A 23,040-nucleotide genomic window follows, 5' to 3' on the forward strand; every position below is an offset into this window, starting at 1 on the left:
ATGGATGTATTGTTTTGGCAGCTTGTTCATCTTTTGATTCGTGACGGCTACCGCATCGCGCGGATGTCCGAGCGCGGCGATGAAATATGGCTCGAATCGGGCCATTGGCGGAGCCCGACGCTTGTCCGCCTCGTACGTGCCGATTTTGACTGGAGCCGGTCGCTGCGGCTCGATATCGAGTATACATGGCAATTCATCCGGCAAATGAACGGGCGGAAAATCGGCAAAGGGGGTCGCGTCGTCAATGTATATGTGATGGCGTACCCGCCGGTCGACGATTGGGAATTTCTTATCGCCGAGCCGCTTCCGCTTTCCGGGGCGGCGGGTGGCGCGTTTCATACGCTCTTGATTCATAGCGGCAACACGGGCGAGATGCTGCCGCGGCTTGAGGAAATGACCGGCTCCCCGCTCCGCCCGGCGCCGCTCGTGGGGGAAGCCGATCCGTTTGCCGTCGCTGAACGTCTGAAACATGAGGTGCTGACAGAATGGCGCCGCCAGCGGGAGGAAGAGCGGCGCATTTTTGAGTATGGCAAGCCGGTGTTCACCCGGCTGTTGATCATCGTGCAAGTAGCCATGTTTCTCATTCTCGAATGGAGCGGCGGCAGCACGGACCCGAGCGTCTTAATCCGTTATGGCGCCAAGTTTAACCCGCTCATTGAAATGGGGGAATGGTGGCGCTTTTTGACACCGATGTTTTTGCATATCGGATTTTTGCATTTGCTGACTAACACGTTCGCTTTGTATTATTTAGGGTGGACGGTCGAGCGGCTGTACGGTTCGCTTCGATTTTTGCTCATTTACACAACAGCGGGCTTTTTTGGGACGTTGGCGAGTTTTTTGTTTACCCCGTCAATCTCTGCCGGGGCGTCTGGCGCCATTTTCGGATTGTTTGGGGCGCTCCTTTATTTCGGGACGGTATACCGGCACTTGTTTTTTCGCACGATGGGCATGAACGTGATCAGCTTAATTGTTGTCAACTTGCTGTTTGGCCTGCTTGTCCCCGGCATCGACAACGCCGGCCATATCGGCGGACTCATTGGCGGCTTTTTGGCGGCGGGCGCTGTCCATTTGCCGAAGCGCGCCGCTTGGCGGCGGCAGATGAAGGCGTTGGCCGCTGCGGCGCTGTTGGCCGCCGCCGGTTTATGGGCTGGCTTTCGCTAAGGAACTTGGATGAGCATCATTTTTTCGCCGTTTTTCGCCTCAAGCAAGATGAGGATTCGACGGTAATCTTTTTGAATCAAAATGAGCGGCATCGTGCTGCCGATCGGCGAGAGGATGGAACCATCCTCTTTTTTTATGCCGAGAACATACGATTTATAAAGCCCTTCCCATAGGCGGCCGATCATCGTTTGCGTTTTGGCCGTCGATAGGCCGGGCAGCGGCTGTTCTGTATAGGCGACCAATTCCGGCAAATAAAGGGCATAATAGTCGTTCTTAGACAAGGAAAAATATGCGAGCAACTCGTCCGCTTTATGACGCAAAAACTCGTTGGCCGCTTTGTTTAAGACGCGCTGCCATTCACGCTCGGCGTCCGTTTGCGGACGGCGGAACGACGTGAGTGGATAGTATGGCGAATGGATGACATACAAGTACGCGCTTGACATCGTCTGGCTGCTCGTAATGACTTCCCCTTTATGGAGTTCGCCATGATGGAACGTAATCGCCTGGAAAAACCGGCTGTCATGCATCATCACTGTCCTCTCCATCCGAATCTGATCGACATTCGTTTCCCATTTGGATAACACATCGATTAACCGGCCGTCGGCAAACAACAGCGAGACGTCCTGCCGCAAGTAAGCGCGACGGTTTAAAGTGGAGGCGGCTGACCAGCGCAGCGCATAGCGTTTGCGCTCTTTTTTGTCGACGAGCATAAGCGTCGTTTTCGCTTCAGTGAATGCCGCTTCGCGGTCGAGCGGAAAAAATTTGATCGTTTCCACGGTGCGATGGCGCTCCCACCACGAGAAGAGCGGAGCCGCGACGGCTATGGTGATGGCAAGCAGCGCGGCAACGATCATCCATCTTTTCATGACATCCTCCTGGATTGGACAAGGTTGTCACCAATATATGCATGGCAAGGAACATTTATGTATGAATTTCCTTTTGGTTGTCTATGATGGGGAGTATAAAGTGAACGACCTGCAGGGGGATGATGATGGACAAACGCGTGCCAAAACAGCCGGCCTCCCGCCGCCTTCATGACAATGCCAGTTACTTAGCTAGGCGGCTTGGGGTCGGCAAAAGCTTTGATGTCATTCGCCTTGACCTTGAGTATGGCGGCCGGGCCATGGCACTGTTTATGATCGATGGATTTGTCAAAGACGATATTTTGCATCATTTAATGAAATATTTATCCCGTCTTGAAGCGCATGAGCTCCAAGCTCACCCGCTCGAGAAGCTGTTAAAGACGCACCTTCCTTACGTGGAGATTGGGCAAACGGACGATCTCGAAGAAGCGGTCGCCGCTGTGCTTGCCGGGCCGACGGCGCTTGTCGTTGACGGGGTGGAACAGATCATTTTGATCGACGCCCGCACGTATCCAGTGCGCGGGCCGCAAGAACCGGATACCGAACGGGTCGTGCGCGGGGCGCGCGATGGCTTTGTCGAGACGTTCGTCTTTAATACCGCGCTCATCCGCCGCCGCGTTCGCGACCCGTCGCTGCGCATGGAGTATGTGCAGGTAGCGCGGCGTTCAAAAACGGACATTTGTATTTGCTACATCGAGGAAATTGCTGATCCGGAGCTCGTCCGCCGCGTCCGTCAGTCGATTGCCGCCATTGATACGGACGGACTCGTGATGGCGGAAAAAACGGTCGAGGAGTTTATTTCCGGTCGGCATTGGAACCCGTATCCGGTCGTCCGCTATACCGAACGTCCTGACACGGCGGCTGCTCATTTGTATGAGGGACATGTGCTTGTCATTGTTGACGGATCGCCAAGCGTCATTATTACTCCGGCGACGTTTTGGCATCACTTGCAGCATGCCGAAGAATACCGGAACAAGCCGATCGTCGGAGCGTATTTGCGGCTTGTCCGTTTTTTAGCTGTCTGGGCGTCGGTGTTTTTGCTGCCGCTTTGGTACTTGTTCATGACGGAGCCGGAGCTGTTGCCGGGACCACTCCAATTTTTAGGAAAGGCGAAATTAGGCGATATTCCGCTTTTTGCCCAGCTTCTTATGATTGAGGTTGGGATGGATATGCTGCGGATGGCCGCCATTCATACCCCATCTTCGCTGGCCACTGCGCTTGGCCTCGTCGCTGCGCTCATGATCGGCGGCATCGCTGTGGAAGTCGGTCTCTTTTCCAATGAGGTCATTTTGTATTTTTCTGTCGCGGCGATCGGCACGTTTGCCACGCCGAGCTATGAAATGAGTTTGGCGAATCGGCTCGTCCGCGTCGCCTTGCTCATTTTGTCGGGCTTGTTCGGCCTGTTCGGCTATGTGATCGGCATTGCCGTTTGGATCATTGGTTTGGCCCGGATGTCGTCGTTTGGCATTCCGTACTTATGGCCATTCATCCCGTTTTCCTACCGAGGGATGCGCGATGTGCTCATCCGTTCGCCGATGCCGCTGAAAAACCGGCGGCCGGCCATTCTCCATCCGCGCGATCCCGATCGCTAACGCAGGCGCTGCCTCCATCGGCGCCTGCGTTTTTTTGCCTTGACGGCCACCGCGGTTTGCCGCTACATTAGAAGAGGGAAAAGGAGCTTAGAGGACGATGAAGACAGTATATGATGTGCAACAGCTGCTCAAACGGTTTGGCACGATCATTTATGTCGGCGACCGGCTCGCTGATTTGGAGCTGATGGAAGAGGAAGTGAAAGAGCTGTACGAGTCTCAGCTGATCGATGTCAAACAGCTGCAAGCCGCGTTGTTCATTTTGCGGCATGAAGCGCAAATCGAGCGGGAAAAACGAATGGCAAAAGGATGAGGACGAAATGCAACAATGGTTGGCAGGCATTGATCTTGGCGGTACAACGATCAAAATGGCGTTTGTTACAACGAGCGGTGATATCGTGCACAAATGGGAAATTCCAACAAACATTTCGAATCACGGAGAGCATATCGTCGCTGATATCGCCCGGTCGCTCGATGAGACGCTCGCCGCGCTCGGCGAGACGAAAGAGCGGTTGCTCGCGATCGGCATCGGCGCCCCTGGACCGGTCGAAGAGGAAACTGGCATGCTGTATGAAGCCGTCAATTTAGGGTGGACGAATTATCCTTTGAAACAGCAATTGGAAGCAGCGACCGCGCTGCCGGTGGCCGTGGATAACGACGCCAATATCGCCGCGCTCGGTGAGATGTGGAAAGGAGCCGGGGGCGGTGCGCGCCATTTGCTGTTTGTGACGCTCGGCACCGGCGTCGGCGGCGGTGTGATCGCCAACGGCGCCATCGTGCGCGGGACGAACGGCGCCGGCGGGGAGATCGGTCATATGGCGATGATCGCCGATGGCGGCGCGCCGTGCAATTGCGGCAAAACCGGCTGCCTGGAAACGATCGCGTCGGCGACCGGCATCGTGCGGATCGCCAACGAAAAACTGATGGCTGATGAGCGGCCAAGCGCGCTGCGCGGTGGAGAAGTCACCGCCAAGGCTGTGTTTGACGCCGCCAAAGCGGGCGATGCGCTCGCGTTGGAAGTCGTTGATGAGGTGACGCGCTGCCTCGGTTTGGCGTTGGCGAACGCCGCCAATGTGACCAATCCGGAGAAAATCGTCATCGGCGGCGGCGTCTCGAAAGCAGGCGACATACTCGTTAAGCATGTCGCTGTCCATTTCCGCCGTTTCGCTTTTCCGCGCGTCGCCGCTGGGGCGGAGATCGCCTTGGCGACGCTCGGCAACGATGCGGGCGTCATCGGCGGCGCCTGGCTGGCCAAAGCGCTGGCCGGCGCCTAAACAACAACGGGGCTGACCCAAAAGTCCGCCAAAAAGCGGACTTTTGGAGTCAGCCCTCTCTGGTTTTTGTATATTTTACCAAACGGAACAAAATTCCGACTCTGTTCTCCCCCTCATTTACGCCACCAAGGACAATTGCTTGTCCCTAGCGGCTTTTTTGAGAAGATTGTGGGCAGCACAAACCAGCCCCCATTCGATGGAAACTTTTTGGAGGCCTCGCAGGACAAAGCGACGAAACCCGCGATTTTGTTTGATTTGCCCAAATACACTCTCAATGTCGGTTTGGCGTTGGCGGTATCGGGCTTGCCCTTCTTCACTCTCCAACCGTTCGCGGGCTTTCTGTTTTTGTTCATGATAGACGGGGTTCCATTGCGTGGTTCGTCCATACTTGGAAGTCGTGCAGGCCGAACGGAACGGACATCCTTCGCATTCATGGCATTGGTAGTGTCGGGTGACCGAGGTGTATCCTGATTCCGTGGTCTGTTTCGAAGTTCCGGTGCGAACCAGCTTTTTCCCATTGGCGCAAATCCAAACGTCTTCTTCTTCCACATAGGTCCAATTCTGCTGATGATGCGGATTTTTCTTGACCTTGCGCGTGTTCTCCTTCTCATACGTATGGTACTTGATCAAGGCCGATATGTGCTTCTCTTCCAGCTTCACGTAGTTCTCTTCCGAGCCATAAGCCGCGTCAGCGATCAAACGTTCGGGTTCCACGCCGTACTTCTCTCGAACGGTCTCCAAATGCGGGAGAAGACAACGAGTGTCGCCCGGCCTCTGATGAAGGGAATACCCCAAAATAAATTGGCCGGAAGAACCCACCTGTACGTTATAGGCCGGCTTGAGCTGGCCGTTTCGCATGTGATCCTCCTTCAACCGCATGAAGGTGGCATCCACATCGGTCTTGGAATAGCTGTTGCGATCCCCGCATACATGGAGTTGGTGTTCATACTTTTCACTGCGGGGCAAGTAGTCCTCCTTCATCTTCTTGATGGCCTTCTTCAACGGTTGGTTGTCCGGCTCGGCCTCCAACCGTTTTTCCCACTCCTCGGTTTTCTTTCGGATTTCTTCTGACGTAAAGGCCGGCGAAGGGTCGATGTCTTCCGCCTTTTCTTCTTCCACGATCGCCTCGATCTGGGCAATCAGCCGATCGACATTGGCTTGGAGTTTCTCCTGGTACTTCTCAGCCGATTTGCGCCAAACGAAGGTGTACCGGTTGGCATTCGCTTCAATTTTCGTTCCATCCACAAAATAATCTTCCATCTTGACATAGCCGTCGGCCACGAGCAGCGTGATCATTTCCCGGAACAGGTCGTCAATCAGGTCTTTCATCCGCTCCGAACGAAACCGATTGATGGAGCGGAAGTCCGGCTTTTGAAATCCACTTAGCCACATGAGGGGAAGGTGGACTTCGAGCTGCCGTGCAATCTCACGGCCATGATACATTTTTTGGGTGTAAGCGTAAAGGAGAATTTTGGTCATCATTTTCGGATGATAGGCGGAGGCGCCCCCTCCTTTGTAGTAAGCAAGAAACGTCTCCATCGGGATGCGTTCAACCATCTCATGAACCACGTGGGCCATGTTATCCCGTGGAATGAGATCGGCGATGTTGCTTGGCAAAGAGAGGTTGTCCATGGTATACTCTTTAAAGGAAATATGATCATGTTTCATAAAAGAATCGCCCTTCTTTCGGTGGTAGTGGTTTTGGTGACTCTATTCTACCAGAAAAAAGGGCGATTCTTCTATATTTGAGGCAAAAAAGTGGGGGCTGATCCCAAAACGCATTCGCGTTTTGGGTCAGCCCCGTTGTTTTCATTTTTTGGCGTCTGCTGACATATGTTGAAGATAGAAGGATGGGAAGGAGAGACGGCGCATGCGCATTCAAGCATGGCCAGGCGATACGCTGGAAAAGTATGGGCGGTGGTTTTGCGTACCGCCCGAGTTAATCGCAGACGCCAATCCGCACGTCGAAAAAGGGGGGCTGCGTCCGGGACAGACGGTCGCTATTCCGGGATACGAGATGATGGATACATGGGAAGCGCTCGCTCACTGTCTGTCGCTGCCGGTCGAGGCGCTGCGGCGGCTGCCGGGGGCGATGGCGGTCATCAACGGAACGGCGCCGCTGCCGAAGCGGATCACTTCCCCAGTTGTTCGCCGCGCTGAGCCATATGATTTTGCTGCTCTTGAAGAAGATATCGAAGCGCTCGTCTGTCGCTATCCGTTTGTGCGCCGACGGACGATCGGCCATAGCGTGCTCGGATTGCCGCTTGTTGAGCTGCAAATCGGCCGCGGACCCGTGCGCGTCCATATGAATGGATCGTTCCATGCCAACGAGTGGATCACAACCGCGGTGGTCATGGCGCTCATTGATGATTATTTGCGGGCGCTTGTCGATGATGCCGCGCTTGCCGGCCATCGGGTGCTTGAGTATTACCATAAAGTCACCCTTTCGATCGTGCCGATGGTCAATCCGGATGGCGTCAACCTTGTGCTGAACGGCCCGCCCGAAGAGGAGCCGCACCGGAGCGAAGCCGTCCGCATCAACGGCGGTTCGCTCGATTTTTCGCAATGGAAAGCAAACATCCGCGGCGTTGATTTAAACAATCAATTTCCGGCCCGCTGGGAAATTGAACAGGCACGCAAGCCGCCAAAAGCGCCGGCGCCGCGCGATTTCCCCGGCTTTGCTCCGCTTACTGAGCCGGAGGCGAAGGCGATGGCAGCGTTGGCGGAAGCAAGCGATTTTGCGATGGTTGTCGCATTTCATACGCAAGGAAAAGAAATCTACTGGGGATATGAAGGATTGGAGCCCCTAGAGGCGGAAGCAGCCGTCAGGGCGATGGCGGAAGCAAGCGGATACAAGGCTGTCCGCTACATTGACAGCCATGCCGGCTATCGAGATTGGTTCATTCAGACGTGGAAGCGGCGCGGCTATACGGTCGAGCTCGGCGAGGGCGTCAATCCGCTGCCGCTCTCGCAATTTGCGCAAATTTACCAAGAAGCCCTTGGCCTGTTTCTGGCCACGCTCAAAATGGCGTAAAAAAACGCAAGAGGCTCGGTTTGCCTCCTGCGTTTTTAATATGTACCGGTCGGAATCCCATGATGCAAAATCGTCATGATCGTAAACCAGCCGAATACGGCTGCAGTTCCAAGTCCGAACAAAAACCCGAGCACATTTTTCTCGCGCAACGTCCGAAGCATTCCATAAAGGGCAAGCAACGTCACGAGCGCAAAAATAATGACTGTACCCATCGTTTTCCCCCCTTATGAAACAGTATGTACAAACGAGTCCATTCTTTTTCATTGTAATCTTTTTTCTTCCGTTTGTCGAGGTCCATTCCCGTTTTATTTTTCCCTTTCATCGTGCGGGAAAAAACAGTAAAATAAAACTAAACATGCATTGGCCATGCTAAATAAAGGAGGAAACGGCTATGGAGTGGACACGCATTCCCGTCGGCCCGATTCAGGCGAACGCTTACCTTTTGTCGGCCGCAGACGGCGCATGCGTCATCGTTGACCCCGGAGCGGAAGGGGCAGCGCTCGTTCGTCGAATCGAAGAAAAACAGCTGACTCCGCTGGCGATTTTATTGACGCACGCCCATTTTGACCATATCGGCGGCATTCCGGATGTGCTCGCCCGCTGGAACATTCCGGTGTATTTGCATGAAAACGAAAAACAGTGGCTGCAAGATCCGGCGTTAAACGGCTCGCTTTATTTTGGCGGCCCCGTCGTTGTCCGCTGCGAACCGACATGCATCACAGGACGAACGACGCTGACGATCGGCCCGTTTATGTTTGACGTCCGGGAAACGCCAGGCCACTCGCCGGGCAGCGTCTCGTATTATTGCGAAGCGGCGCAAATGGTGTTTTCCGGTGATGCGCTGTTTGCCGGCAGCATCGGGCGCACCGATTTGCCAGGCGGCAATCACCAGCAGCTGCTAAATAGCATCCATGATGAGCTGCTCACGCTGCCCGAGGAGACGGTTGTCCTTTCTGGCCACGGGCCGGAGACGACGATCGGCACAGAAATGGATACAAACCCGTTTTTGCACGGGTTTTCATAAGAAAAGCGGCGCCTGGAGCCGACCGTTGTTCAAATCGTGAAAAAACAGGCAGACGCCCGTCTGCCTGTCAAACAGAAAACACCCTTCTTAGCCGCGCCAAGAAGGGTCTTTGGGGGATGTTCTATCCACAATCATGGGAGGGGATATAGTTAAGCTACTACTATAACGATATACGATTATTTTCACTATGTCAATAGTAAAAAACAAAAAACGGAGAAGGAATGAAAGATGGACCGACTGTACAAGGAGGTTGCCGCGGCGCCGGGCGGACGGGTGTCATATGCCGACTACATGCAAATGGCTCTTTATGATGAACGCTTCGGCTATTACATGCGTGAGCGGGAGAAAATAGGAAAGGAAGGCGATTTTTTCACGAACAGCTCTTTGGCAGCGGCGTTCGGAAAAGCGCTCGCCTCGTTTTGGATTCGGCTCGTGGAACGGGGAGGGCTGCCGCCGGCCGTTTGCGAATGGGGAGGCGGGGACGGGCGTCTAGCGCTGGCCGTATTGGAAGAATGGAAGAAAAAAAGCCCGCATACGTATCAAAAGTTGTCGTACATGATCATCGACCAAAGCCCGTTTCACCGCCGACGACAGCAAGAAACGCTGCGTCCGGTCGCGGAAAAAGTGAGGCAATATGACGGCATCCCCCGTTGGCTCGATGAGTGCGGGCCGTTTTCCGGCATCGTGTTTAGCAACGAGTTTTTTGACGCCTTTCCGGTTCACGTCATCACAAAAGAACATGGCGTTTTATACGAATGTTTCGTCGCCGCTCGCGGCGGCCGGCTCGTCGAAGAAAAAGCGCCGCTTCGAAATTCGGACATCATTCGTTATTTGGACGAGCGTAGGTTGGCTCTCACTGAAGGCCAGCGTCTCGAAGTGCCGCTGGCGATGAAACGGTTTTGGCTTGAGATCGGGCCGCTGTTCCGCCAGGCGGTGATGGTGACCATCGATTACGGCTGCACGGATGAACAGCTGGCTGCACCAGCGCGTCGGCACGGAAGTTTGCGCGGCTATTTCCGCCATCAGCTCATTGCTGACCCGCTCCTCCATCCGGGGGAGATGGACTTGACGTCTCATGTGCAATGGGATGCATTTCGTTTATACGCCCGGCAGGCCGGGTGGGAGGAAGTGGCATTCGTCCGCCAAGATCGGTTTTTGTTAGCGGCTGGCCTTTTACACGAATGGGCCGTTTCCGAGAGTGCGGAGTTGTTTTCGGCGGCGAGCCGGCAAAACCGGATGATCCGCGCGCTCATTGCTGATGACGGCATCAGTCGCTTTTTTGATGTGTCCATTCACCAAAAAGGAGCAAAGCTTTCTGCTGCCGACATGTGGGCGGCGCCGGAGTTTTTGCCGTAAAGAAAAACAGGCAGAGGAATCTGCCTGTTTTTATTCGCCCATGCCGGGCACCATCATAAACGTCGTCCAATACGTGAACGCGGCAAAGAAAATCGTTAAATACGCCCCGAAAATATAAATGTACATTCTCTCGGTCAGTTTTAAAAAGCCGAGGAACAGGAAAAACACCGTTTGGCCAAAGAAGATAAGCGATGTCGTATGCATATGGCCGAGGTAAAACATGACAGCGAAAATGCCGGTCCAAAAAGCGAGCACGCGGAACATGCGGTCCATTATGTATCCCTCCTTCTATGCAATCCATTTATCCTTACTTATTATAATGTACAATAGTTGGGAATGTAAATAACGCTTTCGGACAGGCTGTGAGAAAAAGATTGAGCGCCTGCCGCCAAAACGCCGCTCACGCATGAAAAAAGGAGGGAGAAGGGCCGCTGCTACGGGCGGATGGCGATGCGGTAGGCGCAACGGCGGCTGCCATCCATCATATTTTCTGTTTCAGCCATGTTCGCATCGGCAAACAGCGCTTCCACCATTCCTTCTAAAAAAGCATGGTGCATGCCGCAAACGGTGTCAGGCTGCTGTACGGCGATCTCCTTGAACGGACAGTTGAAAATGTCAAGGTAAAGCATTCCTTCGTCTTCTTCATAGTGAAATTGGGGAAGAAACCCGGCCGCCTCTGCCGCTTCCTCCATGATGCGGATTTTTTCCTCCAAGGTAAGCGCGCCCGTTGAACCGTTATGCGGCAAGCGGCTGGCAACGAGTTCATAGCCGAACTGTTTCCCTGTTTCACGCAGCGCTTCAAGCCCGGCCGGACCGAGTTTGGCCATCGTTTGAATGGCGATTTGAGCCAAAAGTTTGTAATCGCGGAACGGAAAGTACAGACCGACGACTTCGTCCGACAACCGGTACAACCGGCTCGGCCGTCCGCCTTTTCCGGTCTTTTGCGTATCCGATACGACCATGCGGACATCTTCCAGCTTTGTCAAGTGAAGACGGGCGACGTTCGGATGGATGTGAAACTTTTCAGCGATCTCTTGAACGGAAACTTCGCGGTGTATTTTAGCCATGTATTCGTAAATATGAAACCTTGTTGGGTCAGACAGCACGTTTGTAATTTTTAACGTTTGTTCCATTACGTTTCCCTCCTAAATAAATCATTGATAACGTTATTATAATGAAATGGGTTGGGGCGAAGAATGATTTTTGTCACTATTGGCAGCAAGTCGTTTAAAGTTCAAAAAATGTTCACGAAAAAAATTTTTTCGGCGGCGGCAGGAAAACGAGCAATGTCCGTCGAAATATAAAGCAACTTGTCGAAAGGAGGAATTTTGCGCTGGATGATATCGAACAAGTAGCGAACCGTCTCCTCGCTGAAGCGGTGCAGCGCCGCGCCTCTGATCTTCACCTCGTCCCGCGCCGCCATGATGCGGCCATTCGCCTCCGTCTTGACGGCACGCTCACCGATGTCGGCGCGCTCCCGAAAGAAACCGCTGAACGCGTCATCGTCCATTTCAAGTTTCTAGCCGGCATGGATATCGGCGAACGCCGCCGACCGCAAAGCGGCGCGATGGAAGTGAATGAGTCCGGGGAAACGGTGTATTTGCGCTTATCGACGCTGCCGACGCTTTACGATGAAAGCCTCGTCATCCGCCTTCTGCCGCAGCGCTTTTCGCTGCCGCTTCGCGAACTATCCTTATTTCCTCAATCCACCGCACGGTTGTTTTCCTTTATGCAGCAGCCGCAAGGGCTCGTACTGTTGACCGGACCGACCGGGTCGGGAAAGACGACGACATTGTATACGCTTCTTGACGTTTGCCAAGCGGAAAGACAACGCAACATCATCACGCTGGAAGATCCGATCGAAAAACGGAATGACCGGTTTTTGCAAGTGCAGATCAATGAAAAAGCGGGCATCACGTATGCGGCGAGCTTGAAAGCTGCTTTGCGCCATGACCCGGACGTGTTAATGGTCGGCGAGATCCGCGACCATGATACGGCGGCGATCGCCGTGCGATCGGCGTTAACAGGACATTTAGTCGTGTCGACCATGCATGCTGCCGATGCGGTCGGCGCGGTGTACCGGCTGCATGAGTTCGGGGTGCCGCCCGGCGATTTAGCGGAGACGTTGCTCGCCGTTTCGGCGCAGCGTCTCGTTGAACTGTGCTGTCCGCTATGCGGCGACGACTGCCATCCGGCGTGTCGCCAGCTTCGACGCAGACGGCGCGCTGCCGTCCATGAACTGCTTTACGGCCCGGCGCTTCTTGATGCCATCCGTTCACTGTCGGACGGAGACGGGCGACGGCTCCGCCGCCATATGACATTAGCCCGCCTCATCCGCAAAGGAATCGCGCTCGGTTATTTGCCGGTTCGCGCGCTGAGACTTGTCGGAGGGGAAGGACGATGAAGGGGAAAATGTGGCCGCTTGCTGAACAGGCGTTGTTTTTTGTCCGGCTTGGCCGGCTGCTCGAGCGCGGCTATCCGCTCGGACAAGCGCTCGAATTTTTAGCCATCCAAGCCCCAATGAAGCGCCGGCTGGAGCTTGAGCGCTGCCTGCGCCAGCTGCGGGCCGGTTTGCCGGTGTTTGCCGCCATCGAGGCGCTGCCGGTTGACCGTCTTGCTGTCAGCCTCCTCTTTTTTGCCGAACGGCATGGCGATTTGCCGCGCGGCATGGCGGAGGCGGGAGCGGCGCTCGCGCAAAAAGCGCACTTCGGTGAACAGCTGCGCCGCTTCGGCCGCTACCCGCTTTTTCTCTTTGTTTTGCTCATCGTCATGCTTCTGTTGATGGAACGGTGGCTGCTGCCGCAATTTGAGCGGACCGCCGCGGCGCTTTCGCCCGGGAATGAACAGACTTCCTTACTTATTGCGTTCATCGCTGATGCTCCGATGGCGTTGGCGGCCATCGCCGCCCTCGCCATCTTCTCCTGGTTGTTTTACGCCGTTTTCTTCCGCCGCTGGCCGGTTGACCGCCAGCTTCAGCTCGCCTTATCCATTCCATGGTGCGCTTCGTTTGTGAGGCTGCTCGTCACATATATCATGGCCCGCCAGCTCGGCCGCCTGCTGCAAGCGGGTTTGTCCGTCTATGAAGCGCTCGGTGTTTTCAGTGAGCCTTTCTCTTGGCCGTTTCTGCAAATGGAAGGCAAGCGAATTCGCGAGGGGTTGGTCAAAGGGATGGCGCTTGATCATCTCGTCAGCGCCGTCCGCTATTACGAGCCGGAGTTGCCGCTTGTCATCCGCCATGGCCAGTCGAACGGCGAACTGGGCAAAGAGCTCGAACATTACGGCGAGTTTTTGCTGCAAGTGATCGAAAAGCGGCTCGAAACGGCGCTGAAGCTTGTGCAGCCACTCTTGTTGTCGGCAGTCGGAGCGCTCATCGTCGGCATGTATTTAGCTATTTTGCTGCCGATGTTTTCGATGTTGAACGGGCTGTAGGCTGCCTAAGGGATAGGCGGCTAAGCTGAAGCCTAATACTGACTATACACTATAAAGGAGGAGTTCTCGTGAACGAAAAAGGGTTTACCCTCATTGAAATGCTCATTGTGCTAATGGTCATTTCCGTGCTGCTGTTAGTGGCGATTCCGAACATCACGAAGCATAACGGCATGATTAACACCAAAGGATGCGAGGCATTTTTGAACACAGTGCAGGCGCAAGTGAAGGCATATGAGATGGAGCATAACAAAATTCCAACCGTGCAGGAATTGCTTGATGGCCGCTATATTAAATCGGACAAATGTCCGAACGGTCACGCGATCGAAATCAATGAGAACGGCGATGTGAGTGAAGTTGGCTCGTAACGGCGGGTTTACGCTGCTTGAAATGCTTGTCGTTTTGTCAATCGCGCTTCTGTTGACAACGTTGGCTGTCCCGGCGCTCGGCGGGGTCGTGCACGAGCGTGAGGAGACGTATATGTTGGCGCTGCTGCGCGCCGATTTGTATGGCGCCCAGCAGCATGCCATTGCCAAGCGGAGGAAAGTGTCCGTGTTTTTCACCGAAGGGCGCGGCGAGTATCAGGCAGTTGACACACATAGCGGCCAACGGATCGTCGCCCGCACGCTCCCGGCGCCATGGCGGTTTCAGCTCGGCACGCTGCGCAACCCGCTCATCTTTACTGATAACGGCAATATCAAGCAAGGCGGGACCGTTTGGGTGAAAAGCAGCAAAGGCAGTTATAAAGTGACGTTTTTGCTTGGGAAAGGGCGGTTTTATGTGCAAAAAATGTAGCGGCGGATTTTTGCTCGTCGAGGCGCTGTTCGCCTTGGTATTGCTATGGACGGCGGCTGCTGTCCTCCTGCCCTTATATATGCAAATCGCCATGGAACGGAACAACCTTGCGCTCGAGGAAAAAGCGCGCCGGCTGTTAACCATCGCTTTATATGAAGAGCCGCTTGTCGGCGATACGGCGGTGGCGGATGGGCGAACGGTGTTTCATGTGCAGGCGCGCGATGAAGGGGGGCGGATGTGGAAAGTATGCGTGCGCTGGAACGACTACGTCGGCCGCGAGGTGGAACGGTGCGGGTACGGCAAGCGGTAGCAGGGAGAGAGTCGGGATTTACGCTTTTGGAAGCGCTGTTGGCGCTGGCGGCCGCGTTGACCGTTGCTGCGGTCATCCCGGCGCTGCTATCCGTCCGCCCGCTTGGTGCTGATGTGTCAGTTGATGGGTTTACGCACCTTGAGTGGCGCTTGTTTTTGCAGCAACTGCAAATCGAATTGCATGAAACGGAACGATGGTCGACGGACGGGGCGACGCTTTATTTGCAAAAATGGAATGGCGACAAGGTGAGCTTTTCGTTAGTAAAATCCAACATCATCCGCCAAGTGGACGGCACTGGCAACGAAACAGCACTTCGTCATGTGCGTGCTGTTTCATACAGTACGGGCATCCGTGGTCTGTTTGTGCAAGTGACAGCTACCGATGGAATAGTTTATGAAGCGTTTGTGGCGCGGGCGTTTTAGTGGGAGGATTTTTTACTGAATGGCTAGCGGCTCTTAGCAGCCGTTATACCTCCTTTCGCTCGCTTGGGCGACGAGCTGCATTGACTTTTGAGAGGAAAGGACGGAGGAACAAAGAAAGGAGTAGAAGGGGAGAGATGGGACGTCAGGACGGCGTCGTTTTTCCGCTTGTAGCGGTTGTTGCTTTGCTGCTCGCTTTTTCCGTCACGCACATCGTGCTTTTGTATGAAGTGGAACAACAGGCGGCGCATGCCGCTCGGCAGGCGGCCGAAGCCGATGAGCTCGTGCAGATGGCCGTGTTTGACGTGAAAGAACAAATCGCGTCGTCGGACCCGTCGACAGTGGTGCACGAAGGGGGATGGACGTACCCGCGCGGAACGGCCGCCTACCGTTGGGAAAAAGTAGGGGAAACGAGTGTCCGGGTCTCCCTATCTGTTCGCTCTTCGTCCGGGCTTAGAAGGAGCGCTGCGTTTACAGTGATGATTCCGTCACTCCATATCACCGAGTGGAGCGAACAAAACGATTAAAAAAGGAAAGGGACGGAAAAACTAAAAGAAAAAGGGGGGACTCTAATGGCGGTCAATGATTATGTCAAATTTGTCACCCAGCAGTTTGTCGCTTACACGGATATGCCGAAAGAGGAGCGGACGCGGCGGCGAAGTGAGCGGAAACAAGAGCAGCCCCCGCTCTCTTACCGCCTGTTCGGGCTGATGCCGCTTTCGCTCCGCCTGTTGTTGCGGCGTCGCCCGTGACGAACGCCCGCTGGCCTTGTCGGCCGGCGGGCGTTTTTGGCTTAAATGGAGCCGGTTTGCCCGCTTATGGAGCCGCTATGAGGAGCGCGGCATTAAATAGAACAGGCCGCCGTTAACGACGGAAACGGTGATGCGCGGCTTGTATTGCTTTTCAAGCGCTTCTTTCTCGCGATAATAGCACTCCGGCTTTTCTTCGGCGTCTTTATAAAATTCATCAAGCAGCGCCAAATCATCGGCCCAGCGCTGGTGCGCTTCGGCAGCCCATGTGTGGTCGTCGGCGGCGATGCGGTCGCGAATATATTGTTCAAGGCGGCTGATGCCGCTTCGCGGCTTAATGAGCGGGGAGATCGTGAAGCAGTAGTCCGGGATTTTCGGCGTCAGCCGCCGCTCGCGCAGCCGTTCATGAAACGATTCGATCATTGTTCCGCTGATGAGATGAATACCAAGTGAAACGATCTCATCTTTTTTTCGGTCGCATTCATACGAAATCACCACGTTCATGCCAAGCCATGGGTGAAGGGCGGCGTTTCCGCTCAAGGGGGCGTCTGGCTCCTCATACAGACGGATAAAGCTCCCTCGTTTTTGCGCCGAGCGGAACAGCTGGTGCAGCCGCGGCGCTCCGAAATGAAGCCGCTCGCCTTTTAGCTTGTCCGTCTGCTCGCTCGGGCGGGTGATCAGCGTCAGCTGCATTGGCTGCGGAACGCCGCCCGTCCGTTCGATGTAATGCCAATAAAACGGCCGATTCATCAGCTCTTTATCCATTTCTGCCGTCAGCTGGATCGTCATATAGTCGTCGTTTGCTTCCAAAAAGGTGCAGCCGTTCGCTGCAAAGTAACGCTCGACAAAACGGCGGATTTCATGTTGCTGCATGCCGTTCGCCTCCTTCTTTTCCGAGCTGTTCGGCCAGCTCGATCATCGCCATGATGTTTTCCATTTTAATTTTCATTTCCCCTTCGCTCCGCGAATGGACGAGGGCGTCTTCAAAGTAATGTTCAAGGTTGGCGAGGTTCATTTTCGCCAAGATGTCGTCCAATTCGCCGACGACCCGTTCAAATAAGCGGATTTTTTCGTACAGAAGCGTTAAAATATGTTCTTCAACCGTCTGCTTGACGGCGAAGTTGTAAATGTGGACGTCATCGGTCTGGCCGAGCCGGTGGACGCGGCCGATCCGCTGTTCGAGGCGCATCGGGTTCCACGGCAAGTCGTAGTTGATGACGTGGCGGCAAAACTGCAAGTTGATCCCTTCGCCGCCCGCTTCGGTGGCGATAAACACTTGCGCATGATGTTTAAACAGCTCTTGCATCCAGTCTTTCTTGCCGCGCCGGAAGCCGCCGCGAAACGGGACGGACGAAATGCCGTGCTGCTTTAAAAACCATTGCAAATACAGCTGCGTCGCCCGGTATTCGGTGAAAATAATCACTTTGTCATTGATCGAGCGGATGAGTTCGAGCGCTTTTTCCGCCTTTGAGTTCGTCGTGACGGCGTTGATTTTTTCAAGCACATGTTCAAGCGCTTCCGGAACCGCCCCTTCACATTTGTCAATCATATTTTTGACGGTCAAAAACAACGCTTCGCGGCTGCTGCATGCCTCACGAAGCAGCGTAATGAGGGAAAACGAACCGGCGAACGATTCATGGCGGAGCGCCTTTACCGCCTCGTACAGTTCGCGTTCCTCAGCGGTAAACTCGATCAGCACCGGCTCGACGTGGCGTTTTGACCATTCGATCGGCGTGTCAGCGCGGCGGTTGCGAATCATCACCTTGTTGACGAGCGCTTTTAAATGGTCGTTTGTTTGTACGGCCCGCGTTTTGCCGTACGTTTTCGCAAACTGTTCGGCGTTGCCTAAATGGCCGGGCTTCAGAAGCGAGATGAGATTGAAAATTTCTTCGATCCGGTTTTGGATCGGCGTCGCCGTCAGCAGCAAACAAAACTTCTTTTTTAAATGTTGCACAAACTCGTAGTTTTTCGTTTTGTTGTTTTTCAGCTTGTGCGCCTCATCGATGATGATCATATCATACGGCTGCTCGTAAATGATGTCGCGGTGCGGCGGTTTTTTCGCCGTATCGATCGATGAGACGACAATGTCGCATTGCTCCCAGACATAGCTCTTTTTTTGCTGAACGGCCGGGATGAAAAACTTTTCGTTCAGCTCTTTCACCCATTGCGAAACAAGGGAGGCGGGAACGAGAATAAGCGCTTTTTTGACGAGGCCGCGAATCATATATTCTTTAAGGACGAGCCCTGCTTCAATCGTTTTGCCAAGCCCGACTTCATCGGCCAAAATCGCCTTGCCGTTCATCTCCTCGACGACGCGGCGCGCCACTTCAAGCTGATGCGGCAGAATGGTTACATGCGGCAAATGTTTCGGCGCCTGCAAGCCGTGAAATTCCGGCACGCTTACATGCCGGGCGGCCTCTAACGCCAGTTCGTACATTTCCCAGCTTGCCCACGGGCCGTCTTTTTCGACGCGCTCAAGAAATTCCTCCTTCCACGTTTCATCCATTTTCATCTCGATGTCCATGGCCATCCCCTTCCCTTGTTGCGAATATTTATATTGATCGCAGATGATACGTTAAGCAGAAAAAGAACATTTTTGTAGTTAATTTCTATAAAAGTTCGTTCATTTCCTATTGCCCTTTTTGCGTAGTTAATGGTAGTATAAATTTAGAACATTCGCATGAATGGTGGATAAGGGCGTTTTTTAGTATGCCCGCTTTGGAAAAATTTATTGACCGGCGGATGACGGCAAGGGGAGAGACTACGGAATGTAGCGCCGAAGGAGCAAGCGGAAACGCGAATCTCTCAGGCAAAAAGACTCTTGCTTGACGCAGCTCTGGAGAGCGTCTGCCCATAGGCGGACCACCCAAGAGGAAACCGATCGGCCCGCGCGAACCGCTCACGGCTGCGCCGGCCTAAGGCCGACGGGAAACTTTCAGGTGCCAGGACAGAGCCCCACCTTTTATATAAAGGGTGGAGTCTGTCCTTTTTTGCGTCACAGATCAAAAGGAGGGAATCGGATGCTGAAGCGCACGCCGCTCTTTCCGGTATACGCCCGTCACGGCGCCAAGATGGTTGAATTTGGCGGCTGGGAAATGCCGGTGCAATTTTCGAGCATCAAAGAAGAGCACGAAGCTGTAAGGACGCGTGCCGGACTGTTTGATGTCTCCCATATGGGGGAAATCACCGTCCGCGGCCGCGGCAGTCTTGCGTTTTTGCAAAAGCTGATGACGAACGATGTTGCCAAGCTGCGGCCGGGACGGGCGCAATATACACTCATGTGCGATGAAAACGGCGGCACGGTTGATGACTTGTTGATTTACCAAAAAGGGGAAGACGACTATTTGCTTGTCGTCAACGCCGCAAATACAGAAAAAGATTTTGCGTGGCTAAGCGAGCACGCAGATGACGGCGTCAGGCTCGAGGATGTGTCGGCTGAAACGGCTCAACTTGCTTTGCAAGGACCGGCGGCCGAACGCGTGCTACAAAAATTGACCAATGTTGATTTGTCGGCGCTGCGTCCGTTTTCGTTCCAAGACGATGTGGAAGCGGCCGGCGTAAAGGCGCTCGTCTCGCGCACCGGCTATACCGGTGAGGACGGGTTTGAACTGTACTGCCAGGCGGAAGACGCCATCACCCTATGGGAGGCCATCTTGACAGCCGGGGCTGAGAACGGCGTTCTCCCGTGCGGGTTAGGGGCGCGCGACACGCTTCGGTTTGAAGCATGTTTGCCGCTTTACGGCCAAGAGCTGTCGGCAACGATCTCGCCGCTTGAAGCCGGGCTCGGCTTTGCCGTTAAAACGGAAAAAGAAACGCCGTTTATCGGCCAAGCCGTGCTGAAACGGCAAAAAGAAGCCGGCCCGCCGCGTCGGCTTGTCGGGATCGAGATGATCGATAAAGGCATTCCGCGCCACGGCTACCGCGTGTTTGCCGCCGGTGAAGAAGCCGGATTCGTCACGACCGGCACGCAGTCGCCGACGTTGAAAAAAAACATCGGGTTAGCTCTTGTCAAAGCGGAAGTGGCCGCGATCGGCCAAGAAGTAGAAGTGGATATCCGCGGCAAACGATTGAAAGCCACTATTGTACCGACCCCGTTTTACAAGCGGGCCAAGTCATAAGTAAGGGGGAAGGAAAACTGTGCTCCACCGTTATTTGCCGATGACGGAAGAAGACAAGCAAGAAATGTTGAAGACGATCGGTGTTGCCTCGATCGATGAGCTGTTCGCCGACATTCCGGAACAAGTCCGCTTCCGCGGCGAGCTGAATGTGAAACCGGCGAAATCGGAGCCGGAGCTGTGGAAAGAGTTAAGTGCGCTGGCGGACAAAAATGCCAATGCGAAACAACACGTTTCCTTTTTAGGCGCCGGAGTATACGACCATTATATTCCAGCCGTCGTCGACCACGTCTTGATGCGTTCCGAATTTTACACGGCGTATACGCCGTACCAGCCGGAAATTTCGCAAGGCGAGCTGCAGGCGATTTTCGAGTTCCAAACGATGGTGTGTGAGCTGACCGGCATGGACGTCGCCAACTCATCGATGTATGACGGCGGCACGTCGCTCGCAGAAGCAGTGTTGCTGAGCGCCGCCCATACGAAACGGAACAAAGTGCTCCTCTCTAGCGCCGTCCATCCGCAATATCGCGAAGTCGTGCGCACGTATGCAAAAGGACAGCAGCTTGAGGTGAAAGAAATTCCGTATAACGGCGGTGTTACTGATCTTGAGGCGCTCGCAGCCGAAATGGGAGACGATGTGGCGTGCGTCGTAATCCAATATCCGAACTTTTTCGGCCAAATCGAGCCGTTAAAAGCGATCGAGCCGCTCGTTCATGAAAAGAAAAGTTTATTCGTTGTCGCCAGCAACCCGCTCGCCCTCGGTGTGTTGACTCCGCCTGGGGCGTTTGGCGCCGACATCGTCGTCGGCGATATGCAGCCGTTTGGCATTCCGATGCAGTTTGGCGGCCCACATTGCGGCTATTTCGCCGTCAAAGCGCCGCTCATGCGAAAAATTCCGGGCCGTCTTGTCGGACAGACGACCGACGAGGACGGGCGCCGCGGATTTGTCTTGACGCTGCAGGCGCGCGAACAGCACATCCGCCGCGATAAAGCGACATCGAACATTTGCTCAAACCAAGCGTTAAACGCCTTGGCTGCTTCAGTGGCGCTCTCGGCGCTCGGCAAGCGGGGCGTGAAAGAGATGGCGGCGATGAACATGCAAAAGGCGCATTATGCGAAAAGCGAGCTCGAAAAACGCGGCTTGCTGTCGCCGTTTGCCGGTCCATTTTTCAACGAATTTGTCATCCGGCTCGGCCAGCCGGTCGATGATGTCAATGCCCGCTTGCTGAAAAAAGGGATCATCGGCGGCTACGACCTTGGCTTTGATTATCCGGAGCTCGTCAACCATATGCTTATTGCTGTCACGGAACTGCGGACGAAGGAAGAAATCGATCGGTTCGTAAACGAATTGGGGGATTGCCATGCATAACGATCAACCGCTTATTTTCGAACGGAGCAAGCCAGGACGAATTGCCTACAGCCTGCCGGCGCTTGATGTTCCGGCTGTTGATGTGAGCGAGCTTGTGCCGGCGGATTATTTCCGCACCGAGGAGCCGGAGCTGCCAGAAGTGTCGGAACTCGACTTAATGCGCCATTATACGGCGCTCTCGAAGAGAAACCACGGCGTCGATTCCGGGTTTTACCCGCTCGGGTCGTGCACGATGAAATACAATCCGAAAATCAATGAAAATGTCGCCCGTCTCGCCGGATTTGCCCACATCCATCCGCTGCAGCCGGAGGAAACGGTGCAAGGAGCGCTTGAGCTCATGTACGACTTGCAAGAGCACTTAAAAGAAATTACCGGGATGGATGCGGTTACGTTGCAACCGGCCGCCGGCGCTCACGGCGAGTGGACCGGGCTGATGATGATCCGCGCCTATCACGAAGCGAACGGCGACTTCGGACGGACGAAAGTGATCGTTCCCGACTCGGCGCACGGCACGAATCCAGCGTCGGCAACCGTTGCCGGTTTTGAAACAGTGACGGTCCGCTCGACCGCTGACGGACTTGTTGATTTAGAGGATTTAAAACGCGTCGTCGGCCCGGATACAGCGGCGCTCATGCTCACAAACCCGAACACGCTCGGGCTGTTTGAAGAGCAAATCGTCGAGATGGCACAAATCATCCATGAGGCGGGCGGCAAGCTGTACTATGACGGCGCGAACTTAAACGCCATTCTCGGCAAGGCGCGCCCGGGCGACATGGGCTTTGACGTCGTCCATTTGAACTTGCATAAAACGTTCACCGGCCCGCACGGCGGCGGAGGTCCAGGTTCCGGGCCGGTCGGGGTGAAAGCCGATCTCATCCCATTTTTGCCGAAGCCGGTCATTGCCAAAGGGGAAAACGGCTATTATCTCGATGATAACCGCCCGCAGTCGATCGGCCGCGTCAAGCCGTTTTACGGCAACTTCGGCATTAACGTCCGGGCGTACACGTACATCCGCTCGATGGGGCCGGACGGCTTAAAAGCGGTGAGCGAGTATGCCGTCTTAAACGCCAACTATATGATGCGCCGGCTTGCCGACTATTACGATTTGCCGTATGACCGCCATTGCAAGCACGAGTTTGTCCTCTCCGGCAGACGACAAAAGAAGCTCGGAGTCAGAACGCTCGATATCGCCAAGCGGCTGCTTGATTTCGGCTTCCATCCGCCGACGATTTACTTCCCGCTCATCATCGAAGAGTGCATGATGATCGAGCCGACCGAGACGGAATCGAAAGAAACGCTCGATGCGTTCATCGATGCGATGATTCAAATTGCCAAGGAAGCGGAAGAAAACCCGGAGATCGTCCAAGAAGCGCCGCATACGACCGTTGTCAAGCGGCTCGATGAAACGACCGCGGCGCGCAAGCCGATTTTGCGCTATCAAAAACCGAGAAACTGATCACTGATACCGACAAACGGCTCGTCCAACAATGGGCGGGCCGTTTCGTTTAGGCCGGCTGCGCCGCTATTGCAGCGTTGACAGAAAAGTTTAGTTAGTT

The 23,040-nt window shown here is 54.6% G+C and carries 25 protein-coding genes and 1 riboswitch; of the genes, 18 read left to right on the plus strand and 7 right to left on the minus strand.

The window, feature by feature from the left end:
* Window positions 1-1,161 (plus strand): rhomboid family intramembrane serine protease, encoded by a 1,161-nt coding sequence (locus GS3922_RS03915; protein ID WP_063167303.1) that lies wholly within the window; start codon window positions 1-3, stop codon window positions 1,159-1,161.
* On the opposite strand, the gene GS3922_RS03920 is transcribed toward GS3922_RS03915, so the two are convergent.
* Window positions 1,158-2,027 (minus strand): hypothetical protein, encoded by an 870-nt coding sequence (locus GS3922_RS03920; RefSeq protein ID WP_063165275.1) that lies wholly within the window; start codon window positions 2,025-2,027, stop codon window positions 1,158-1,160. The two genes, GS3922_RS03915 and GS3922_RS03920, sit on opposite strands and share 4 nt — an antisense overlap.
* Window positions 2,028-2,152: 125 nt before the next feature.
* On the opposite strand from GS3922_RS03920, the gene GS3922_RS03925 reads away from it, so the two are divergent.
* From GS3922_RS03925 to GS3922_RS03935, 3 genes are all read left to right on the plus strand, one after another.
* Window positions 2,153-3,616 carry a spore germination protein gene (locus GS3922_RS03925; RefSeq protein WP_063165276.1) on the plus strand — a complete coding sequence of 488 codons (1,464 nt, stop codon included), beginning with the start codon at window positions 2,153-2,155 and terminating at the stop codon, window positions 3,614-3,616.
* A 97-nt stretch (window positions 3,617-3,713) separates the two neighbouring features.
* Window positions 3,714-3,926: a YqgQ family protein gene (locus tag GS3922_RS03930; protein ID WP_063165277.1), complete on the plus strand. Its 213-nt coding sequence runs from the start codon at window positions 3,714-3,716 to the stop codon at window positions 3,924-3,926.
* A gap of 7 nt (window positions 3,927-3,933) precedes the next feature.
* Window positions 3,934-4,887 carry an ROK family glucokinase gene (locus GS3922_RS03935; protein ID WP_063165278.1) on the plus strand — a complete coding sequence of 318 codons (954 nt, stop codon included), beginning with the start codon at window positions 3,934-3,936 and terminating at the stop codon, window positions 4,885-4,887.
* A 117-nt stretch (window positions 4,888-5,004) separates the two neighbouring features.
* Here the strand turns inward: GS3922_RS03935 and GS3922_RS03940 are convergent, their stop codons facing one another.
* Complete coding sequence (locus GS3922_RS03940; protein WP_171698435.1) at window positions 5,005-6,555, minus strand: IS1182 family transposase; 1,551 nt, start codon at window positions 6,553-6,555, stop codon at window positions 5,005-5,007.
* 202 nt (window positions 6,556-6,757) lie between these two features.
* Between GS3922_RS03940 and GS3922_RS03945 the strand changes: the two genes are divergently transcribed.
* Entirely contained in the window at window positions 6,758-7,921 is a 1,164-nt protein-coding gene (locus GS3922_RS03945) for a M14 family metallopeptidase (protein WP_063165279.1), read from the plus strand.
* A 35-nt stretch (window positions 7,922-7,956) separates the two neighbouring features.
* On the opposite strand, the gene GS3922_RS17035 is transcribed toward GS3922_RS03945, so the two are convergent.
* The gene (locus GS3922_RS17035) at window positions 7,957-8,133 is read right to left on the minus strand and encodes a DUF2759 domain-containing protein (protein WP_082816524.1); all 177 of its coding nucleotides are present in this window, start codon (window positions 8,131-8,133) and stop codon (window positions 7,957-7,959) included.
* A gap of 179 nt (window positions 8,134-8,312) precedes the next feature.
* On the opposite strand from GS3922_RS17035, the gene GS3922_RS03950 reads away from it, so the two are divergent.
* Window positions 8,313-8,945 (plus strand): MBL fold metallo-hydrolase, encoded by a 633-nt coding sequence (locus GS3922_RS03950; RefSeq protein WP_063165280.1) that lies wholly within the window; start codon window positions 8,313-8,315, stop codon window positions 8,943-8,945.
* Between the two features lie 228 nt (window positions 8,946-9,173).
* Window positions 9,174-10,301, plus strand: a complete 1,128-nt coding sequence (locus GS3922_RS03955) for a class I SAM-dependent methyltransferase (protein WP_063165281.1) — start codon at window positions 9,174-9,176, stop codon at window positions 10,299-10,301.
* A 30-nt stretch (window positions 10,302-10,331) separates the two neighbouring features.
* Here the strand turns inward: GS3922_RS03955 and GS3922_RS03960 are convergent, their stop codons facing one another.
* Window positions 10,332-10,574 (minus strand): DUF2626 family protein, encoded by a 243-nt coding sequence (locus tag GS3922_RS03960; RefSeq protein WP_008879854.1) that lies wholly within the window; start codon window positions 10,572-10,574, stop codon window positions 10,332-10,334.
* Between the two features lie 161 nt (window positions 10,575-10,735).
* Window positions 10,736-11,434, minus strand: coding sequence for a helix-turn-helix transcriptional regulator (locus GS3922_RS03965; protein ID WP_063165282.1), 699 nt, complete (start codon window positions 11,432-11,434; stop codon window positions 10,736-10,738).
* A gap of 200 nt (window positions 11,435-11,634) precedes the next feature.
* On the opposite strand from GS3922_RS03965, the gene comGA reads away from it, so the two are divergent.
* From comGA to GS3922_RS04005, 8 genes are all read left to right on the plus strand, one after another.
* On the plus strand, window positions 11,635-12,705 hold the full coding sequence (gene comGA / locus GS3922_RS03970) for a competence type IV pilus ATPase ComGA (RefSeq protein ID WP_063165283.1): 1,071 nt from the start codon (window positions 11,635-11,637) through the stop codon (window positions 12,703-12,705).
* The gene (comGB, locus tag GS3922_RS03975) at window positions 12,702-13,730 is read left to right on the plus strand and encodes a competence type IV pilus assembly protein ComGB (RefSeq protein ID WP_063165284.1); all 1,029 of its coding nucleotides are present in this window, start codon (window positions 12,702-12,704) and stop codon (window positions 13,728-13,730) included. Before comGA ends, comGB begins: the two co-directional genes overlap by 4 nt.
* 68 nt (window positions 13,731-13,798) lie before the next feature.
* Window positions 13,799-14,095, plus strand: a complete 297-nt coding sequence (gene comGC, locus GS3922_RS03980; protein ID WP_082816525.1) for a competence type IV pilus major pilin ComGC — start codon at window positions 13,799-13,801, stop codon at window positions 14,093-14,095.
* Window positions 14,079-14,522, plus strand: a complete 444-nt coding sequence (comGD, locus tag GS3922_RS03985; protein ID WP_225995614.1) for a competence type IV pilus minor pilin ComGD — start codon at window positions 14,079-14,081, stop codon at window positions 14,520-14,522. The genes comGC and comGD overlap by 17 nt, the downstream gene beginning before the upstream one ends.
* The gene (locus GS3922_RS03990) at window positions 14,506-14,832 is read left to right on the plus strand and encodes a hypothetical protein (protein WP_063165285.1); all 327 of its coding nucleotides are present in this window, start codon (window positions 14,506-14,508) and stop codon (window positions 14,830-14,832) included. The genes comGD and GS3922_RS03990 overlap by 17 nt, the downstream gene beginning before the upstream one ends.
* Window positions 14,811-15,254, plus strand: coding sequence for a competence type IV pilus minor pilin ComGF (gene comGF, locus GS3922_RS03995; RefSeq protein WP_008879847.1), 444 nt, complete (start codon window positions 14,811-14,813; stop codon window positions 15,252-15,254). Before GS3922_RS03990 ends, comGF begins: the two co-directional genes overlap by 22 nt.
* Before the next feature lie 134 nt (window positions 15,255-15,388).
* The gene (gene comGG, locus GS3922_RS04000) at window positions 15,389-15,778 is read left to right on the plus strand and encodes a competence type IV pilus minor pilin ComGG (protein WP_063165286.1); all 390 of its coding nucleotides are present in this window, start codon (window positions 15,389-15,391) and stop codon (window positions 15,776-15,778) included.
* A 45-nt stretch (window positions 15,779-15,823) separates the two neighbouring features.
* Window positions 15,824-16,003, plus strand: coding sequence for a YqzE family protein (locus GS3922_RS04005; protein WP_063165287.1), 180 nt, complete (start codon window positions 15,824-15,826; stop codon window positions 16,001-16,003).
* A gap of 75 nt (window positions 16,004-16,078) precedes the next feature.
* Here GS3922_RS04005 and GS3922_RS04010 read toward each other — a convergent pair whose 3' ends face one another.
* Window positions 16,079-16,873 (minus strand): YqhG family protein, encoded by a 795-nt coding sequence (locus GS3922_RS04010; protein ID WP_063165288.1) that lies wholly within the window; start codon window positions 16,871-16,873, stop codon window positions 16,079-16,081.
* Complete coding sequence (locus tag GS3922_RS04015) at window positions 16,860-18,524, minus strand: DEAD/DEAH box helicase (RefSeq protein WP_063165289.1); 1,665 nt, start codon at window positions 18,522-18,524, stop codon at window positions 16,860-16,862. The genes GS3922_RS04010 and GS3922_RS04015 overlap by 14 nt, the downstream gene beginning before the upstream one ends.
* Before the next feature lie 218 nt (window positions 18,525-18,742).
* A riboswitch (glycine riboswitch) is annotated at window positions 18,743-18,831 on the plus strand.
* Window positions 18,832-19,020: 189 nt separating this feature from the next.
* Between GS3922_RS04015 and gcvT the strand changes: the two genes are divergently transcribed.
* The 3 genes from gcvT to gcvPB are packed head-to-tail and all read left to right on the plus strand — an operon-like array spanning window position 19,021 to window position 22,940.
* Entirely contained in the window at window positions 19,021-20,118 is a 1,098-nt protein-coding gene (gene gcvT / locus GS3922_RS04020; RefSeq protein WP_063165290.1) for a glycine cleavage system aminomethyltransferase GcvT, read from the plus strand.
* Window positions 20,119-20,137: 19 nt separating this feature from the next.
* Complete coding sequence (gene gcvPA, locus GS3922_RS04025) at window positions 20,138-21,484, plus strand: aminomethyl-transferring glycine dehydrogenase subunit GcvPA (protein WP_063165291.1); 1,347 nt, start codon at window positions 20,138-20,140, stop codon at window positions 21,482-21,484.
* Window positions 21,477-22,940: an aminomethyl-transferring glycine dehydrogenase subunit GcvPB gene (gene gcvPB / locus GS3922_RS04030; protein ID WP_063165292.1), complete on the plus strand. Its 1,464-nt coding sequence runs from the start codon at window positions 21,477-21,479 to the stop codon at window positions 22,938-22,940. The genes gcvPA and gcvPB overlap by 8 nt, the downstream gene beginning before the upstream one ends.
* Window positions 22,941-23,040 lie beyond the last annotated feature (100 nt).

This window comes from Geobacillus subterraneus (genome assembly GCF_001618685.1).
In the GTDB taxonomy this organism is placed as follows: domain Bacteria; phylum Bacillota; class Bacilli; order Bacillales; family Anoxybacillaceae; genus Geobacillus; species Geobacillus subterraneus.

Excerpts from the sequence above, each read along its gene's own strand:
- GS3922_RS03930 (WP_063165277.1), top strand. The coding sequence starts at position 3,714 with ATGAAGACAGTATATGATGTGCAACAGCTGCTCAAACGGTTTGGCACG.
- GS3922_RS03945 (WP_063165279.1), top strand. The coding sequence starts at position 6,758 with ATGCGCATTCAAGCATGGCCAGGCGATACGCTGGAAAAGTATGGGCGG.
- GS3922_RS03920 (WP_063165275.1), bottom strand. The coding sequence starts at position 2,027 with ATGAAAAGATGGATGATCGTTGCCGCGCTGCTTGCCATCACCATAGCC.
- GS3922_RS04010 (WP_063165288.1), bottom strand. The coding sequence starts at position 16,873 with ATGCAGCAACATGAAATCCGCCGTTTTGTCGAGCGTTACTTTGCAGCG.
- GS3922_RS04005 (WP_063165287.1), top strand. The coding sequence starts at position 15,824 with ATGGCGGTCAATGATTATGTCAAATTTGTCACCCAGCAGTTTGTCGCT.
- GS3922_RS03950 (WP_063165280.1), top strand. The coding sequence starts at position 8,313 with ATGGAGTGGACACGCATTCCCGTCGGCCCGATTCAGGCGAACGCTTAC.
- GS3922_RS17035 (WP_082816524.1), bottom strand. The coding sequence starts at position 8,133 with ATGGGTACAGTCATTATTTTTGCGCTCGTGACGTTGCTTGCCCTTTAT.
- GS3922_RS03935 (WP_063165278.1), top strand. The coding sequence starts at position 3,934 with ATGCAACAATGGTTGGCAGGCATTGATCTTGGCGGTACAACGATCAAA.
- GS3922_RS03965 (WP_063165282.1), bottom strand. The coding sequence starts at position 11,434 with ATGGAACAAACGTTAAAAATTACAAACGTGCTGTCTGACCCAACAAGG.
- gcvT (WP_063165290.1), top strand. The coding sequence starts at position 19,021 with ATGCTGAAGCGCACGCCGCTCTTTCCGGTATACGCCCGTCACGGCGCC.
- gcvPB (WP_063165292.1), top strand. The coding sequence starts at position 21,477 with ATGCATAACGATCAACCGCTTATTTTCGAACGGAGCAAGCCAGGACGA.
- GS3922_RS03925 (WP_063165276.1), top strand. The coding sequence starts at position 2,153 with ATGGACAAACGCGTGCCAAAACAGCCGGCCTCCCGCCGCCTTCATGAC.
- comGB (WP_063165284.1), top strand. The coding sequence starts at position 12,702 with ATGAAGGGGAAAATGTGGCCGCTTGCTGAACAGGCGTTGTTTTTTGTC.
- GS3922_RS03990 (WP_063165285.1), top strand. The coding sequence starts at position 14,506 with ATGTGCAAAAAATGTAGCGGCGGATTTTTGCTCGTCGAGGCGCTGTTC.
- GS3922_RS03960 (WP_008879854.1), bottom strand. The coding sequence starts at position 10,574 with ATGGACCGCATGTTCCGCGTGCTCGCTTTTTGGACCGGCATTTTCGCT.
- GS3922_RS03940 (WP_171698435.1), bottom strand. The coding sequence starts at position 6,555 with ATGAAACATGATCATATTTCCTTTAAAGAGTATACCATGGACAACCTC.
- GS3922_RS03955 (WP_063165281.1), top strand. The coding sequence starts at position 9,174 with ATGGACCGACTGTACAAGGAGGTTGCCGCGGCGCCGGGCGGACGGGTG.
- comGG (WP_063165286.1), top strand. The coding sequence starts at position 15,389 with ATGGGACGTCAGGACGGCGTCGTTTTTCCGCTTGTAGCGGTTGTTGCT.
- GS3922_RS03915 (WP_063167303.1), top strand. The coding sequence starts at position 1 with ATGGATGTATTGTTTTGGCAGCTTGTTCATCTTTTGATTCGTGACGGC.
- GS3922_RS04015 (WP_063165289.1), bottom strand. The coding sequence starts at position 18,524 with ATGGACATCGAGATGAAAATGGATGAAACGTGGAAGGAGGAATTTCTT.